This is a genomic window from Pseudarthrobacter sp. PvP090, from assembly GCF_040547365.1.
Lineage (GTDB): Bacteria > Actinomycetota > Actinomycetes > Actinomycetales > Micrococcaceae > Arthrobacter.
Genome location: NZ_JBEPPO010000002.1, coordinates 254,933 through 271,434 on the forward strand (window position 1 = coordinate 254,933; position 16,502 = coordinate 271,434).

Here is a 16,502-nt window from a genome sequence, read left to right on the forward strand (position 1 = left end):
TTTTACCCAGCAGCAGTACAGGAACAACAGGAGGCACGGTTGGCGCACTTCGTGATAATGGGTTGTGGCCGCGTGGGGGCAACCCTCGCGCACACGCTCGAGGACGCGGGCCATTCCGTGGCCATCATCGACCAGGACGACCGCGCGTTCCGGCGGCTCCGCACGGGCTTCACCGGCCGCAAGGTCACCGGCGTCGGCTTTGACCGGGAGACCCTCAAACAGGCCGGCGTCGCGGAGGCCTATGCCTTCGCTGCCGTCTCCAGCGGCGACAACTCCAACATCCTGGCCACCCGGGTGGCCCGCGAAACCTTCCATGTCCCGCACGTGGTCGCCCGGATCTACGACCCGGGCCGCGCGGAAATCTACCAGCGCCTGGGCATCCCCACGGTCGCCGCCGTGCGCTGGAGCGCGGACCAGGTGCTCCGCCGGATCCTGCCCGAACAGCACCTCGCCGGCGACTTCCGGGACCCCTCGGGCCGGCTCGTGCTCGCCGAGGTGGATCTGAATCCCGAATGGATCGGCCACCCTGTCACCGCGATCGAGAAGGCCGCCGGGGTCCGTGTCGCGTACCTGACCCGGTTCGGCGAGGGCATGCTGCCCGTGGCCGGTACCCTCTACCAGGACGGCGACACCGTGCACGCCATGCTGGGTGTGGACCGCAGCACCGAAGTCGCCCACATTCTTGCCAAGTCCCCCGCCAAGGAGTCCTAAGTGAAAGTCGTCATTGTCGGGGCGGGAAGCGTCGGTTCCTCGATCGCGCGCGAACTGCTGGCCCACAAACACGAAATCCTGCTGATCGACCTGAAGCCGGAGGTGATCGGGCGCAGCGGCCTGCGCGGCGCGCACTGGCTGGTCGGCGATGCATGCGAGCTGAGCACCCTTCAGGACGCGAAACTGGAGGACGCCGACGTCGTGGTCTCCGCAACCGGTGACGACAAGGTCAACCTGGTGGTCTCGCTGCTGGCGAAGACCGAATTCGGCGTCGGCAGGACTGTGGGCCGGGTCAACAACCCCAAGAATGACTGGATGTTCGACGACTCCTGGGGCGTCGACGTCGCGGTCAACACCCCGCAGCTGATGACCGCCCTGGTCGAGGAGGCGGTGGAGATCGGCGACCTCGTCCGCCTGCTGACCCTGCAGACCGGAGTGTCATCGCTGGTGGAGTTCACGGTCCCCCACGATTCGCATGTGATTGGCCTGACGGTCGGCGACATCGACTGGCCGGAGGATTCGACCCTGGTGGCGATCCTGCGGGACCAGGCGCCGATCACGCCGAGCCGTGACGATGTGATCGACGGCGGTGACGAGCTGTTCTTCGTGACCACGATCGCGGCCGAGGATGAGCTGCGCGCCCTGCTCTCGCCGGAGTCGGCGGCCGACGAGGAGCCTGACCAAGACCAGCCCGCCGTCACCGCTGACGACGGCTTCGACGGTTAGCCCGGTTTTGGCTGCCCTATCACTACACGTCGTTCCCACCGCTGGGAACGACGTTTAGTGATAGAGCATCCGGGGTACTAGGCCGTTGGGGTGGCCGGGGCGGCGGCCGGGGCGGGGCGGGTCAGCAGCCAGGCGACCCAGATGCCCAGGATGTACAGCGGCGCACCCATCAGGAGCCGCGTCGTGGCGAGGGCCGCGAAGCCGGGCTCGCCCATGAAGTACAGCGGGACCTGCACCAGCAGCCGCAGCGACAGCACCCCGATGATCACCCAGGTGCCGATCTGGTAGGCCTTGACCCGCGCCGGGTCCTTCCGCCAGTCCAGGCCCTCGTTCCGGATGAACCCGAAGATCAGCCCGGCAAACGGCCAGCGCACGGCAATCGAGATCGACATCGCCACGATGTAGGCGAAGTTGGTGAAGAATCCGGGGACGTAGAAGTCCTCGGCCTTGCCGGTGGTGTTGGCCAGCCACGCGGAGACCCCGACGCCGGCGATCCCCGCCAGTGCCTGCGTCAGCGGTTTGCGCTGGACCAGCCGGACGACGGTGAAGGCCGCGGCCACGGCCAGCGCGGCGGTCAGCGCCAGGGGCAGCTCCCGCGTGATCGTGAAGGCGACCAGGAAGACCAGACCCGGGAGGATGCTTTCGGCAATGCCCTGGATCCCGCCGGCGCTCTTGAGCACGTCGATGTTGCCGTTGCCTGATCGGTGCAGTCCGGCCTTGGCCGCGTAGCCTTCGGCGAGCTGAGCCACGGTGGGCTGGGCTGCGGCGGGCTCCTGGTCCGGTCCCGGCCGGGCTGCGGGCTGAGTGGAGGCAGGCTGGACAGCGCCGGACTGAACAGCGCCGGACTGAGCAGCGCCGGGTTGAACAGCGGGCTCGGGCTTCTCAGGCACGGTCATTGTTCCTCCTGGCGGGACACTATTTCGTAGCGGGGGTTGAACATGGTCGGCAGGCCGTCGCGCACGGTGACCATGCCCTGCAGGCGGAGTTCGGTGCCGGCGTCGACCCCGGGGATGCGGCGCCGCCCGAGCCAGACCACCCGGAGGCGGTCCTTCGGGACGGCAGGGCGCTGGCGCCGCGGGGCGGCGGACCCGGCTCCGGCGGGTTCGGCAGCGGCGGCTTTGGCAGCAGGCTGGACGGATCCCGCAGGGACTGCTTTGGCGCCGCGGGTTTTGGGCACGTCGTGGTCGACGACGACCGCGGTGAAGGCGGCGACGTGGGTGGCCGGTGCGTAGGTGACCGACTCGATGTAGCCGTGGCACAAGACGCGGCCGCGGTCCGGCAGCCCCCTCACGGAGACGGAGGAGGCCGGATCCTGGCGGGGGGCATCAGCCAATCTGGGTAGTCTCCGGTCCACGTTCCGGCTGCCCGAGGTCCGGGGCGGACTGCGGTGCGGGCACGGCGTTGTCCTTCGGCAGGCGGAGCTGCAGCAGGTCGCGCGGCGGCATGGGGTTCTCACCGCGCACCACCACGATCTGCCGGAACAGCCCCTCGAGGCCGGCGGCGGCCTCACGGTCCACAGCGGCCTCCCCGCCGAACACGCCGCGCAGGAACCAGCGCGGACCGTCGACGCCGATGAAGCGGGCCACGCGGTAGCCGTGGCTTCCGTCGGCGCCGCTGGCGGGGAGCTTGGCGAGCAGCTCGGTGCCGAACCCGCCCTGGATCTCCTCAACCTGGCCGCCCTGGCTGCCCACCGACTGGCCGATCTGCTCACGGATTTCATCCCACAGGCCCTCGGAGCGGGGAGCCGCGAAAGCCTGGAGCTGGAGGCTGGAGCCGTTCAGGTCCATGGTGACGGCGACGACCCGCTGGGTGGCTTCCTCGACCTCAAGCCGGAGCTGCAGGCCTTCGGCGGGAGCAATCAGCAGGGCACCGAGGTCCACGTAGCCTTCCTGGTCCTCGATGTCAGATACGTCGAAAGGACCCGTGGCGCCGCGGACGGGGGCAGCGGCGGACGTCCCGGCGGAGTCGTCGGCGGAAGCATCAGTGACCGCCTCCTGGGTTTCCCCGGAGTCTGCCGGCTGTTCCTGCTTGGCTTTCCTGCCACGCCCAAAAACCATGGGGTTGTCTCCTTAGTTGTGATTCCGTGCCGCCGCGGCGCCCGCGTCCGCGGGGCGCCTGCTGTCTGGTGCTGTCTCATGCTGCACTCACGCAGAAAACGGCGGCCGGCTGATACGTCCTGTAAATGGGTCCTGCTCATAGGTCACTGCAATACTGCGGTCTGGCCGGCTTCCCGTCAGACCGGCGCGCCGAAGCCGCCGGTGGATCCGAAGCCTCCGGCGCCGCGAACCGAGCCGTTGAGGTCCTGGACCGGCAGGAACCGGGCGTGCTCCACGCGTTGAATAACCATTTGTGCAATTCTATCGCCGCGCTTGAGTTCGATCGCGTGGTCGCGGTCTGTATTCAGCAGCGTCACCGAAATTTCTCCGCGGTAGCCGGCGTCGACGGTGCCGGGGGCGTTCACGACGGTCAGTCCGTGCTTGGTCGCGAGCCCGGACCGCGGGTGGATCAGGGCCACGAAGCCGTCGGGGAGGGCAATGGCCACACCGGTGGGCACCAGCCGGCGCTCCCCCGGTTCCAGCACCACGTCCTCGCGGGCGCGCAGGTCCGCTCCAGCGTCGCCCGGGTGCGCGTACGACGGCGGCTCCAGGCCGTCGTCGAGCATCTTCAGCTGCACCGTCAGGGTGGGGGCCCCGAACCCTGCCGCCGGCTGTGCTTCTGGCTGTGCCGCTCCGGCGGCGTCCACTGCAGTCGTTTCTTCAGTCACAGTCCCTCACTCTAACGCCCGCCGGGAACATCGGCCTAGCCGCGGCCGGCGGGCGAGGGCCCCGCCCCCGCTTCCGGCGCCAAGGTGAAATAGCCCGGGAAAAGTGGAAAGCTGGGCTTATGCCCGAATCCAGTGCAGCCGTGCCTGCCCCCAACAGCACCCCCAGCGACGCAACCGTTCTGTACAGCGAGAAGCTCTGGCCGAACTTCTGGATCTGGCTGGTGTCGGCGGGACTGTCGGGCGCCGGGATCCTGGTGTTCGCCCCCATCAGCATGGCCGCCGGGCTCACCGCGGCGGTCGTCCTGTTCACGATCATCGCTGTCCTGCTGGTCGTCTCGACCCCCGCCATCACGGTCACCGGCTCCACGCTGCGCGTCGGCCGCGCCACAATCGAGCGCCGCTTCGTCGGCTCCGCGTCCGCGTTCCGGGGCCAGGAGGCGACGGCGGAACGCGGCACCCGCCTGAACGGCCTGGCGTTCCTGTGCATCCGCGGCTGGATCGATCCGGTGGTCCGCATCGAGATCACCGATCCCTCGGACCGCACCCCGTACTGGCTGACGTCCACCCGGCACCCCGACAAACTGCTCGCCGCACTGAACTCCTAGCCCTCACTGAACCCCTAGCCCTCGCAGTCCTTGCAGTACTTGAGGCCGTCCTTTTCGCGGGCTATCTGCGAACGGTGGCGGACGAGGAAACAGGAGGCACAGGTGAATTCGTCGGCCTGGGCCGGCAGGACCCGGACCAGCAGTTCCTCCCCCGACAAGTCCGCGCCGGGGAGTTCGTAGCCTTCCGCAAGGTCCGATTCGTCTTCATCGACCACTGCGGAAGGCTTTTCCGTACGCCGCGCTTTCAACGCCTCAAGGGAGTCCTCGCTGAGGTCTTCCTCGGTCTTGCGCGGCGCATCGTAGTCTGTCGCCATTGTTTGTCGCTCACACTCCGCAGTTGTTCGGTTGGTTCGCCGGGCCTGGCGGGTCCTCACGGGCGGTAGCCCTGGGCCCCCGGGATCGGTTCACCGGTGTCAACGCCGGACACGCGGTTTTTGTGCCCGATGTCGGGTCATTTTTGCTTAAGCGCCCAGTGAAAGCCAGAGTCCTCTGGTCCGCGGCACGGACCCTCGGCAGCCGGCTCCGCGGCCGGGACGGCACCTGACCCGGCGCAGTGCCGGAAAATGCCGGAAATTCGCGGAAAATGACGGCGCGCCCTCCGTCCTCACCGGAATTCGCCCGCATCGGTGGCAGAGTTTCGATTGTTAGTAATGCCAGGGTGGAGGATTTGTATGCAGGATCTACGGCTTGTAGGCGTCCACGACGACGGGGAGCATCTCCTGTTGAGCGGCACCGGCGGCGAGATGTTCCAGCTGCCAATCGATGAAGCACTTCGGGTGGCAGCCAGCCGGACGTCGGCCAAGGCCGCCTCCGGCGCGGTCGCCGCGCCCATTGCCATGTCTCCGCGCGATATCCAGGCGCGGATCCGCAGCGGCTCGACGGCGGCCGAGGTGGCGGAGCTCTCCGGAATTCCGCTCGCGAAAGTCCAGCGCTACGAGGGGCCGGTACTTGCCGAGCGCGAGCACGTCGCCCAGCAGGCCCGCAAGGTGGAAGTCGCCGCCCCCGCCCCCGGCCACGACATGTACCGCTCCGTGTTCGGCGACCAGCCGGCCTCGCTCGGCGAGATGGTGGCCCACCGGCTCAGCGCGCACGGCATTGATGCCGCCACCGTGGAGTGGGACTCCTGGCGGCGCCCGGACGGGAGCTGGAACGTGGTGGCTCGCTTCGAGGCGAAGCCCGGCGGCCCTGCCGGCATCGGCGAGGAACCGCCGGCCATGTGGACCTTCAGCCCCGCCCGGAAATCCCTGCAGAACGCCAACCGCTGGGCCCAGCAGCTCAGCGAACTGGAGCCCCTCGACGGCCCCGTCCCGGCCCGCCGGCTCACCGCCGTCTCGGACCGGCCCTTTGATTTTGAAACCGACGCCGACGCTGCCGCCCGCACGGCAACCGCCCAGCTCCAGGTGGTCCAGCTGCAGCAGCAGCTGCAGCAGGAACAGGAATCCGACGGGCTGCTCGACATGCTGCGCTCCCGCCGCGGGCAGCGCCTCGGGGTGGACGAGGACGCCGACGACGCCCTCGCCAAGCTGCTGACCAACGGTGTTCCCGCGGCCCACCCGAGGCCTTCCGAGATACTTGCCGAGGAGCCGGCCGAGCCGGAACCTGCTGCGGCCGGGACGGGCGAACCCGGGAAACCGGACGCCGCGGACCCTGAGCCCCGCCCGCCCGCCGATCCCTGGGAACGCCGCCGCGACGGCAGGCCCTCGATCATGTCACGGCTCACCCTGGCCCCCCGCCATGAGGAGGAACCGGACGACGCCCTGAAACTGCACGACGGCGTCAGCACCGACACCCGGGAAATCACCATCGCGGCCTCGCAGCTGCGTCCCCTCGGGCAGCAGGGCCCCACCTCCAGCCCGGGGCTGGACGAACTGCTGGGCGGCGGAACCTCGCGGCGCCAGCAGCGTGAGACCCCTGCCGCTGCCCGGGATGACCGCGACGCGGAGCAGCCGGAACGCCAGCCGGCGAAGCCGAAGCGCTCCAGCATTCCCAGCTGGGATGAAATCGTCTTCGGAGCCCGCGGGGACTAGCGTCCGCCGCAGATTCACGGCGCGGCCACACGCTGCAGGGCCCTTCACGCGCAGTCAGGCGCGGGGGGCCCTTTTTCCGTCGGCCTGGAAACACAAGAGCGGGACTTCGCGTTCGGCTTTCGTCAGCGAGCCGTGCTGGCCGACGACTTCAAGGGCCGTCGGCCGGACACGGCGGGTGTCATAGAAGGCCAGGGCATCCCTGGCCGCAATCATCACGTCGCCGATCCGCGGCCCGACCTCGGCCCGCACCGCGCCGAAGAGCCCCGCGGCGATGGCCTCCTCCCGGGTGAAAGCCCAGATCCGGTCGCCGAAACGCGCCCGCCATGCCTCCAGCAGCCGCGCCCGGCCGGACTCGCCTTCCGATTCCTCCAGGTACAGGTGGACCATGCGCGGTTCGCCCGCGGTGTGGCGTACCCCGGCCACGAGGGCGGGGTCGGCCGCGTAGTCGATCCGCTGGGATTCCGGCACGTCCAGCATGCCGTGGTCCGCCGTGAGCAGGATGGTAGTGCCTGCCGGCAGCGTGGCGCTGAGCCGATTCACCGTGGCGTCGAGTTCCTCGAGCTGGTGTTCCCACTGCGGCGACTGGCAGCCGTGGCGGTGCCCGGCCTTGTCCAGTTCGTTGACGTAGAAGTACATCAGCGACGGCCCGGCGCCGGCCATCGCCTCGGCGGCGCCCGCGGTCCTGGCATGCGAGGTGGTGGCTGTGACATAGCGGCCGCCCCGGAGTGCGGCCCGGGTCATGGCGGAGTCGCTGAACTGCGGGAGGCTGACCGTCGTGACCTCCACGTGCTCCGCGGCCCGCTGGAAGACGGTGGGGAACGGCTGCCACTGCTCCGGATCGACGTCGGCGTCCCAGCCGCCCAGCATGTTGACCACCCGGTCCTGGTCCGGGTCCAGCACATCGTAGCCCACCATGCCATGCTGTCCGGCCGCGAGGCCGGTGCCGAAGCTGGCGAGGGACGCGGCCGTGGTGGACGGGAACGCCGAGTCCAGGGAGACCGGCACCTGCCCCTGGCCGGACTGCATCACGTCGCGCAGGAACGGCGTGTGCGCCGACTTCTGCTTGAGCAGGTTGCGGCCCAGCCCGTCGGCGAGCACAACGCAGATGCGCTTCGCCGGGGGCAGTTTCAGGCGGTTTTCGAAGCCGGGAACCCCCACGCTGGCCGCGGCGCTCGTGAGCACCTCGGCGATGGAGCGGTCGCCGAAGGCCGGGGCCGCGGGCAGGCTCTGCGGGAGGGCGTGGGCGGTGGACAGCGGTTCGGGCACGCGGACCGGCGTCATCTCAGCGCTGGTGGCCGCGGCTGGCGCGGCTTCCGAAGACGCCCATCCGCGGGCGCGGCGGCAGTCCGGGGCCGGTGTGCGCCACCGGGGCGGAGGATCCGGTGTTCACGGCACGGAGGGCACGGGCGAACAACTTGGCGTCCTGGACCGCCTGAAGGCCGTCGGCTTCGGCGCTGATCCGGATCACGATGTCCTCCTGCGCGATGGTCCCGCTGTAGCCGTGGTCGGCCTCGCACTGAGGGTCGCCGCAGCTGGCGGGGCCCATGTCGAGGCGCTGGCCGCCGGACCAGGCGATGGACAGGGTCAGCTCGCGGACCGGGTCCGAGGACTTGTACTCCTGGGGCTGCGCGTACACGTAGCTGAGCACCACGGAGCGGATCTGTGTGACGGGAACGGATTCCGTGGAGACCTGCGCGACGGTCTGCTCCCCCGCCTCATCCAGCTGCTGGTCGTCCACGTGGGTGATGACCAGCATGTCTTCGGTCAGGACCAGCACGGTGATGTGGCGGCGGACCTCGGCGCGGTCGAAGTGTGTCTCCAGATGCACCAGGTGGGCCACGCAGTCGCGCCCGTCGAGGGCGTCGGCGACGACGTCGGCCACGAGCCGGGGGTAGAAGCCTGCCTGCTGGAGGGCACCTTCCAGGCTCTGACCCTGCGCGCTGTGATCATGCAGGCCGTGATGGTTCGCGCCGCCCGGGCGTCCGGAGACGGTCGCCTGGGGCTTGGGTGTCGGAGACTGAAAGCTCATGGTCTCCATTTTCACAGATCGGCTGGGGACATGCTAACCATTGCCGCCAGGGAGGCTCCCCGCCGACGGGCCGCAGGCTCCCCGCCGCTCTCCCTGCGCGTCAGCTGCGCATGGCGCGGCGGGCGCTGTCGGTGCGCTGGGCGGCGTTGCCGATCCGGACGTCCGCCGAAAGGATCGACGCCCCCTCCGGCCCGGCGAGCACGGGGTTGAAGTCGACGAGGGCGATTTCCGGATGGTTGTCCTTGAGCCTGGCCAGCCGGGCGGCGAGGTCCTCCAGGGCCCGGGCGTCCACGGCCGGCAATCCCTGGTAGCCGAAGAGCTTCCGCGAGGCCCGGGGGGCCCGGATGAAGTCGTGCAGGTCCGAGCCGGACAGCGGCGGCACCCGGTGGGCCCAGTCGTCGAGCAGGTTAACGGCGTCCCCGGCCAGGCCGAAGGAAACCACCGGGCCCAGCAGCGGGTCCTCGATGGCGCGGAGTGTGCAGGCCTGCCCCACCGGCGCCATGGTCTGCACTTCCAGCGACGGCGAACCGTAGCGCTCCAGCGACTTGCGCATTTCCAGCACGTTCCTCCGCAGCGACTCCGCGTCCTGGATGTCCAGGCGCACCCCGCCGAGGTCCAGCCGGTGCCGCAGGGCGGGGTCGGTGGTCTTCAGCGCCACCGGCCAGCCCAGCCGGTCCGCGGCGGCGACGGCCTCATCGGCGGTGTCGAAGCCGACGGACGGGACCACCCGGATGCCGTAGCGGGCCAGCAGGCCCGCGGCCGTCTCCGCGTCCAGCCGGAGTAGCTGCTCGCCGCCCACCTTGTCCAGCAGGCGTTCCAGCTCGTCGTGGGTGCCGTCCGGGTCGCAGCCCTCGGGTTCCACAAAGAGGCCATGGTCCCGGCTCAGCCACTGGGCGTAGCGGACCACGGATCCCAGCGCGGCGACGGCCGCGCCGGGGTTTGAGTAGCAGGGGACGACCGTCGGCCCTGCCTCGTCGCCCACCATTCCCTCGACATAGATGGACGGGTCCAGCAGACCGCTGAACGCCGCCACCACGGGTTTGCCGGCCGCCACCGAACATTCGGCAAGCACGCCGGCGATCTTTTCGACGGTGAGGCCGTGGGCCGGCAGCAGCGCGACCACCACGGCGTGGACCGTGTCGGCGGTGAGGACTTCCTGCAGGCTGTGCCGCAGGGCGGGCAGCGCCACGGACATCCCGGCGTCCAGGTCGACGTCGGTGACAACCCGCACCACACCGAGTCCCTGCGCCGCCGCGCTGTCCGCGACGACCTTGCCGAGCGCCCGGGAGTTGCTGAAGACAGCGATCCCCGGGCCCGCCGGCAGGGGCTGGCTGGAGACGATCTGGGCGACGTCCATGAGCTGTTCGATGGTCTCGACGCGGATCACCCCGGCCTGGCGCATCATCGCGTCGAGGGCCTCCGGCGGGGCCTGGGTGGTGCGGACGGCGTGGCCGGGGGGAAGCCCGAGGCCCATCGCGTCGGACTTCGCCACGATCACCGGTTTGGTCCGAGCCAGGCGCCGGGCCAGGCGGGAGAACTTGCGCGGGTTGCCGATCGATTCGAGGTAGAGCCCGACGGCGGTCGTGTCGGCGTCGTCCTCCCAGTACTGCATCATGTCGTTGCCGGAGACGTCGGCGCGGTTCCCGGCCGAGAGGAAGGTGGAGATCCCGACGCGGCGCCGGCTGGAGGCCGCGTAGAGGGAGACGCCGATCGCCGCCGACTGGCTGAACAGGCCCAGGCCGCCGCGGCGGCCGAGCGAGGGCGCCATCGAGGCGTTGAGGGACACGTCCGGGCTGGTGTTCATGATGCCCAGCGAGGCCGGGCCGATCACGCGCATGCCGTTGGCGCGGGCCTGCCGGACGAGTTCACGCTGCCGGGCGAGGCCGCGTTCGCCGTCGTCCGCGTACCCGGCGGTGGCCACCACGATCCCCTTGACCCCGGCGGCGCCGCATTCCTCCACAACCTTGGGGACCTCGGCGTACGGGACGGCGATGATCGCGAGTTTGACCGGGCCCGGCACCTCGGAGAGCCGGGCGAAGGAGAGCATGCCGGCGAGCTCGAAAGCTTCCGGGTTGATTGCGTAGACCGGGCCGGTGAAGCCGCCTTCGATGATGTGCTCCAGCAGCTGGTAGCCCACGGTGCCCCATTTGCGGCTGGCCCCGATGACGGCCACGGAGGAGGGGGCGAGCAGTTCCTGGATGCTGCGGGCCTCGGCGCGGTGTTCCCGGGATTCCATCACGGCGCGGGACTTGTCCGTGGGGTCGATGTTGAACTCGAGGCTGACCACCCCGTCATCGAAGTGGCGTTTGACGTCGTAGCCGGCGTCGGAAAACACCATCAGCATCTTGCGGTTCTCCGGGAGCACCTCGGCGCTGAATTTCCGGATCCCGTTTTCGCGGGCGGCGGCGGCGAGGTGCTCGAGCAGGATGGACCCGATGCCGCGGCCCTGGTGCGCGTCGGAGATGTTGAACGCGACTTCGGCTTCCTCGGGGTCATCGAGACGGTCGTAGCGGCCGATGCCCATGATTTCCCCGCCGATGGTGATGACGAGGGCCACCCGGTCCTTGTAGTCCACCTCGGTGAACCGCTTGAGTTCCTTGGCGGAGAGTTTGGACTTGAACGCGAAGAACCGCATGTAGATGGACTTCTGCGACTGGCCCACGTGGAAGGCCTGCACCGAGTCCGCGTCGGAAGGGTGGATCGGGCGCAGATGCGCCGTCCCGCCGTCGCGCAGGACAACATCGGCTTCCCAATATTCCGGATATACGCCGTCCGCGGGCTGATCCACCATAGGCTTAGCCTAGTCATAAACTTTCGCAGCTTTCGTTCTGCAACGCTCAGAAGGACCCACCAGCCTCATGGCCCGCCGCCAAACCCCGTCCCCGGCAGGGGAAGCCAGCCAGGATTTCGTAGAAAACATCGTCGATATCGACGTCACCTCCGAGATGGAGGGCTCGTTCCTCGAGTACGCCTATTCGGTGATCTACTCGCGGGCCCTTCCGGATGCCCGGGACGGCCTCAAGCCCGTGCAGCGGCGCATCCTGTACATGATGAGCGAGATGGGCCTCCGCCCCGACCGCGGCCACGTCAAGAGCGCCCGTGTGGTGGGCGAGGTCATGGGCAAGCTGCACCCGCACGGTGACACGGCGATCTACGACGCCATGGTGCGCATGGCGCAGGACTTCTCGCTGCGGCTGCCGCTCATTGACGGCCATGGCAACTTCGGCTCGCTCGACGACGGCCCGGCGGCCCCGCGGTACACCGAGGCCCGCCTCGCGGCCGCGGCCCTGACCCTGACGGACCACCTCGACGAGGACGTCGTCGACTTCGTCCCGAACTACGACAACCAGCTGACCCAGCCGGACGTGCTGCCGGCGGCGTTCCCGAACCTGCTGGTCAACGGCGCCACCGGCATCGCCGTCGGTATGGCCACGAACATGGCCCCGCACAACCTGGTGGAAGTGATCGCCGCGGCCCGGCACCTGATCGAGCACCCGGACGCCACGCTCGAGGACATCATGAGGTTCGTCCCCGGGCCGGACCTGCCCACCGGCGGCCGGATCGTGGGCCTGGACGGCATCCGGGACGCCTACGCCACCGGCCGCGGCTCCTTCAAGACCCGCGCCAAGGTGGAGGTCGAACAGCTCTCGGCCCGCCGCACGGGGCTGGTGGTCACGGAACTGCCGTACATGGTGGGGCCGGAAAAGGTGATCGAGAAGATCAAGGACGCCGTCAACGGCAAGAAGCTCACCGGCATCAGCGACATCGTGGACCTCACGGACCGCAAGCACGGCCTGCGCCTCGTGATCGAGCTGAAGAACGGCTTCAACCCCAACGCCGTGCTGCAGCAGCTCTACCGGTACTCGCCGATGGAGGATTCCTTCGGCATCAACAACGTCACCCTCGTCGACGGGCAGCCGCAGACCCTCGGGCTGCTGCAGCTGCTGACCGTCTATGTGGAGCACCGCATTACCGTGGTGCGCCGGCGCACCGCCTTCCGCCTGGGCAAGAAGAAGGACCGCCTGCACCTGGTCGAGGGCCTCCTCATCGCGATCGTGGACATCGACGAGGTCATCCAGATCATCCGTTCCTCGGACGAGGCGGCCGCGGCCAGGACCCGGCTGATGTCCATCTACGACCTCTCCGAGATCCAGGCCAACTACATCCTGGAACTCCGGCTCCGGCAGCTGACCAAGTACTCGCGGATCGAACTCGAGAAGGAGCAGGACGAGCTGCGCCGGGAGATCGCCGAACTCGAAGCCATCCTCGGCTCCAGCGAACGGCTCCGTGCCCTCGTGTCCTCCGAACTGGCCGAGATCGCCGAGAAATACGGCACCCCGCGCCGGACCGTGCTGCTCGAATCCGAGGCCGTCTCCCCCACCGTCGCCGCCGCCCTGGCTGCCGCGCCCGGAGCCAAGGGCAAGGCCGCTCCCCTGGCCCTGGAGATCGCGGACGACCCCTGCTGGGCGATTCTCACCGCCTCCGGCCAGATCGCGCGCACCGCCAACCAGGACAGCCTCGCCGAGGCAGGCCCGCGGACCCGGCACGATGTGTTCACCTCCGTGGTGAAAACGTCCGCCCGGGGCGAGATTGCCGCCGTCACCTCGCAGGGCCGCATGCTCCGGCTCCAGGTCATGGACATGCCCGTGCTGCCGCCGACCCAGGGCACCCCGAACATGGCCGGCGGAGTGCCGGCCAAGGACTTCATCACCCTGCTCAAGGGCGAATCGCTGGTGGCGTTCGCGCCGCTGGATGAGGTGCTGGCCGTCGGCACGGCCCAGGGTGTGGTCAAGCGCGTCCAGCCCGACTACCCGCTGAACCGCGAGGACTGGGAAGTCATTGCGCTCAAGGACAAGGACACTGTGGTGGGTGTGGCCCCCGCGGGTGCCGACGACGTCGACCTCGTCTTCGTGACGCGGCAGTCGCAGCTGCTGCGCTTCCCGGCCTCGGCGGTCCGTCCGCAGGGCCGGACCGCGGGCGGCATGGCCGGCATCAAGCTGGCCGCCGGGGACCAGGTGATGTTCTTCGGGGCCGCCAGCCCGGCCGACGCCGACGCCGTCGTGGTGACCATCGCCGGCACGGACGGGGCGCTCCCGGGCACGGCGCCCGGAGCCGCCAAAGTCACCGCCCTCGCTGAATACCCGGCCAAGGGACGCGCCACCGCAGGGGTCCGGGCGCACCGCTTCCTCAAGGGCGAGGACACCCTGCTGCTCGCCTGGGCCGGCCACGGCCCCGCGAAGGCGTCCTCCCAGGCCGGGGTGGCCCGCTCCCTGCCCGGGGAACACGGCCGCCGCGACGGGTCAGGCATCCCGCTCTCCCAGGCCATCGACGCGATCGGTCCGAGTATGTCCTGGCAGCCGGCGACCGAGACGGAAGCCTAGGCTCCTGCGGGGCCACGGCGCCCGGTCACCGGGTTTTCCGCCAACGCCCGGGCGCACCCGTCACGCCCGCCGCTCACCCATTTGCCACAAATGGCCGCCAACGCTCACCCATTCACCACAAATGGCCGCTATTCGGCCCGCCGTGGCGGCTATTCGTGGTGAATGGCCGCAAGTGGACTCACCAACGAGCCCGGGACTAGGCGAAGCAACGGTGGCGGCCCACCTTGGTATCTGCGACTTCGACTTCGAGGTGAGGTGCCACCGGCGGCATGGGCTGCAGAAGTAGACTCCCGTGGGCGGCTTTCGTCCCCGCGCCGATGACTTTCTTTGTATTGCCGTAAGGGCGTGCTCTGCAGACCAGAGTGTTTGGTAAGGGATTTTCGAGCAAACGGACATGGTTTCGGTCCTGAATTGCAGCGAACTCGGCGTGCTCAAAATCACGCCCCGCTCGAGGGTGCACACCCGATGGATGCTTGGCCCACGGCTGGAGCTGAAGGCTAAAAACCTTCACGTTCCACTTGTGGGAAGCCTAGCCCCGCATTCAGCGGACCGCGAGGAATCGCATGTCAGCGGGCAGTGCGACGTTGCTGCTGCCCCATCATCCGCGCAGGGGAGAATTGGAGCCCGACCTTCCCCGCCCCCGTGGGCGGGCCTCAGTCCGCGGTCGGCCCCTCGGCTGCGCCGGAATGCGTTTAGACTGCTCGCATGCCTATCATCGCGGACAACAAGGACTGGACCTGGGTGCTGCAGCGGCCTTGTCCGGAGTGCGGTTTCGACGTCTCAGCGTGCACCCCGGCCACCGCGCCCGGAAAGCTGGCCAGTATGCTGCCACGCTGGCGCGCCGCCCTGCGGCGTCCGGACGCCGCCGAACGCCCGAACGGGGACACGTGGTCCGTGCTGGAATACGCCTGCCATGTCCGGGACGTCTTCAGCCTGTTCGACTACCGGCTGGACCTCATGCTCCGCGAGGAGAACGCCCGGTTCGACGACTGGGACCAGGACGTGACCGCGATCGAGAAGGACTACGCCAACGCAGACCCGGCCGAGGTCAGCGCGGAACTCACCACGGAGGGCGAGCAGATCGCCGCTTCCTTCGGACGGGTCCCGGAGGACCAGTGGGGCCGCACAGGAATCCGCAGCAACGGCTCGGAGTTCACGGTGCTGACCTTCTCGCAGTACTTCCTGCACGACGTCGTCCATCACCTCCACGATGTGGATGGATAGCGCGTGGACGGATAGCGTGTGGACGGATAGCTACAGTTCCTTGTCCCAGGCCATGCTGCTGTTGACGGCGACGTAGCCCATCTTGGCGTAGAGGGCCAGGGCGCCGGTGGGGTTCTCCGAGTCGACGTCGAGCGAGGCCTTGTCCATCCCCGCTGCGGCGAAGCGGCGCATCGCATCGGCCAGGAGTGCCTGGGCCACACCCCGGCCGCGAAACTCGCGCCGCACACCCAGCAGGTCTGTGTAACCCTCTTTGTAGCCCCGCGACTCCGCGCTGACGGCGTCATGGCTGGCGAGCTGGTAGCCCGCCACCTTCCCGGTGGACTGCTCCACGACGACGGCGCTCAGGTCCGGCCGGGCCAGCGGATCGTTCACCACGAAGCCCCAGGCTTCCTCGTCCCGGGGCTCGCTGCCCCAGTGGTCCCGGAAAGCCTCGTTGTGCGCGAGCCGCACGGGCTCGTGCAGCACGGGCCCGAAGTCCACGATTTCCAGCCCTTCGCCCAGCACCGCCTCGGGAAATCCGTCCGCCAGGGGCCGGTGCATCTCGTTGTAGTAGCGGACGATCCGGTAGCCGGCGTCCCCGAACAGGGCGGCCTGGTGCGTGTGTTGCTGCTCCATGTGGAGCCGCAGCCTGGGGGTTGAACCCGGCACCGCGTCCCCGGCAAAACGCTGCCGGGTCCTTGCCTCCATCCAGCCCAGCAATCCGGTGCCGATCCCGAGTCCCTGCCACCCGGGATCGACGCAGCCGTACCCGATCGCCTTCTCCCCGTCCGGGTTCTTGGTGATCCTGCCATAGGCCCGGGCCACGCCCCGCGGGTCAAAGCCGAGAACCGTGTTCGCGGCGGCCGGGTTCTTCTGCGATTCGAGGACCTGTTCCAGGTCGGCGCGGCGCTCAAACCAGACGGGCCGTTCGACGGCGGCGGTCCGGGCGATGAGCGCCGCCCAGTCGTCGAGGTCCGCGGTCCCGGCGGCCCGCCACTGAAGGCGGGGGTCCAGGGTGGCCAGGGCGTCGGGGTATCCGTTCATGGCAACAGGCTA

15 protein-coding genes are annotated in these 16,502 nt (G+C 69.3%); 6 read left to right on the forward strand and 9 right to left on the reverse strand.

Annotated elements, in window-relative coordinates:
• The first annotated feature begins 39 nt into the window (after positions 1-39).
• Both ABIC21_RS03105 and ABIC21_RS03110 read left to right on the forward strand, forming a co-directional pair.
• On the forward strand, positions 40-711 hold the full coding sequence (locus ABIC21_RS03105; RefSeq protein WP_354348948.1) for a potassium channel family protein: 672 nt from the start codon (positions 40-42) through the stop codon (positions 709-711).
• Positions 712-1,437, forward strand: a complete 726-nt coding sequence (locus tag ABIC21_RS03110; protein WP_354348949.1) for a potassium channel family protein — start codon at positions 712-714, stop codon at positions 1,435-1,437.
• Positions 1,438-1,514: 77 nt separating this feature from the next.
• Here ABIC21_RS03110 and ABIC21_RS03115 read toward each other — a convergent pair whose 3' ends face one another.
• From ABIC21_RS03115 to dut, 4 genes are all read right to left on the reverse strand, one after another.
• Positions 1,515-2,333 carry a DUF3159 domain-containing protein gene (locus ABIC21_RS03115; RefSeq protein ID WP_354348950.1) on the reverse strand — a complete coding sequence of 273 codons (819 nt, stop codon included), beginning with the start codon at positions 2,331-2,333 and terminating at the stop codon, positions 1,515-1,517.
• Positions 2,330-2,770, reverse strand: coding sequence for a hypothetical protein (locus ABIC21_RS03120; protein WP_354348951.1), 441 nt, complete (start codon positions 2,768-2,770; stop codon positions 2,330-2,332). The genes ABIC21_RS03115 and ABIC21_RS03120 overlap by 4 nt, the downstream gene beginning before the upstream one ends.
• Positions 2,763-3,494, reverse strand: a complete 732-nt coding sequence (locus tag ABIC21_RS03125) for a DUF3710 domain-containing protein (RefSeq protein ID WP_354348952.1) — start codon at positions 3,492-3,494, stop codon at positions 2,763-2,765. Before ABIC21_RS03125 ends, ABIC21_RS03120 begins: the two co-directional genes overlap by 8 nt.
• A gap of 176 nt (positions 3,495-3,670) precedes the next feature.
• Positions 3,671-4,201, reverse strand: a complete 531-nt coding sequence (gene dut, locus ABIC21_RS03130) for a dUTP diphosphatase (RefSeq protein WP_354348953.1) — start codon at positions 4,199-4,201, stop codon at positions 3,671-3,673.
• 119 nt (positions 4,202-4,320) lie between these two features.
• On the opposite strand from dut, the gene ABIC21_RS03135 reads away from it, so the two are divergent.
• Complete coding sequence (locus ABIC21_RS03135; RefSeq protein ID WP_354348954.1) at positions 4,321-4,806, forward strand: DUF3093 domain-containing protein; 486 nt, start codon at positions 4,321-4,323, stop codon at positions 4,804-4,806.
• Positions 4,807-4,820: 14 nt separating this feature from the next.
• Here ABIC21_RS03135 and ABIC21_RS03140 read toward each other — a convergent pair whose 3' ends face one another.
• Positions 4,821-5,120: a DUF4193 domain-containing protein gene (locus ABIC21_RS03140; RefSeq protein WP_354348955.1), complete on the reverse strand. Its 300-nt coding sequence runs from the start codon at positions 5,118-5,120 to the stop codon at positions 4,821-4,823.
• A 357-nt stretch (positions 5,121-5,477) separates the two neighbouring features.
• Here ABIC21_RS03140 and sepH point away from each other — a divergent pair, with 357 nt between their 5' ends.
• A complete protein-coding gene (gene sepH / locus ABIC21_RS03145; RefSeq protein WP_354348956.1) occupies positions 5,478-6,833 on the forward strand; it encodes a septation protein SepH in 1,356 nt (451 codons plus the stop codon).
• Positions 6,834-6,887: 54 nt separating this feature from the next.
• On the opposite strand, the gene ABIC21_RS03150 is transcribed toward sepH, so the two are convergent.
• The 3 genes from ABIC21_RS03150 to ABIC21_RS03160 all read right to left on the reverse strand — a co-directional run bounded on the left by ABIC21_RS03150 (position 6,888) and on the right by ABIC21_RS03160 (position 11,653).
• Positions 6,888-8,114, reverse strand: coding sequence for an alkaline phosphatase family protein (locus ABIC21_RS03150; protein ID WP_354348957.1), 1,227 nt, complete (start codon positions 8,112-8,114; stop codon positions 6,888-6,890).
• 1 nt (position 8,115) lies between these two features.
• Entirely contained in the window at positions 8,116-8,862 is a 747-nt protein-coding gene (locus tag ABIC21_RS03155) for a DUF5998 family protein (protein ID WP_354348958.1), read from the reverse strand.
• Between the two features lie 100 nt (positions 8,863-8,962).
• Positions 8,963-11,653: a bifunctional acetate--CoA ligase family protein/GNAT family N-acetyltransferase gene (locus ABIC21_RS03160; RefSeq protein ID WP_354348959.1), complete on the reverse strand. Its 2,691-nt coding sequence runs from the start codon at positions 11,651-11,653 to the stop codon at positions 8,963-8,965.
• 67 nt (positions 11,654-11,720) lie between these two features.
• On the opposite strand from ABIC21_RS03160, the gene ABIC21_RS03165 reads away from it, so the two are divergent.
• Positions 11,721-14,243, forward strand: a complete 2,523-nt coding sequence (locus tag ABIC21_RS03165) for a DNA gyrase/topoisomerase IV subunit A (RefSeq protein WP_354348960.1) — start codon at positions 11,721-11,723, stop codon at positions 14,241-14,243.
• Positions 14,244-14,948: 705 nt separating this feature from the next.
• Complete coding sequence (locus tag ABIC21_RS03170; protein ID WP_354348961.1) at positions 14,949-15,467, forward strand: DinB family protein; 519 nt, start codon at positions 14,949-14,951, stop codon at positions 15,465-15,467.
• Positions 15,468-15,497: 30 nt separating this feature from the next.
• Here the strand turns inward: ABIC21_RS03170 and ABIC21_RS03175 are convergent, their stop codons facing one another.
• A complete protein-coding gene (locus tag ABIC21_RS03175) occupies positions 15,498-16,490 on the reverse strand; it encodes a GNAT family N-acetyltransferase (protein ID WP_354348962.1) in 993 nt (330 codons plus the stop codon).
• Positions 16,491-16,502: the final 12 nt, after the last annotated feature.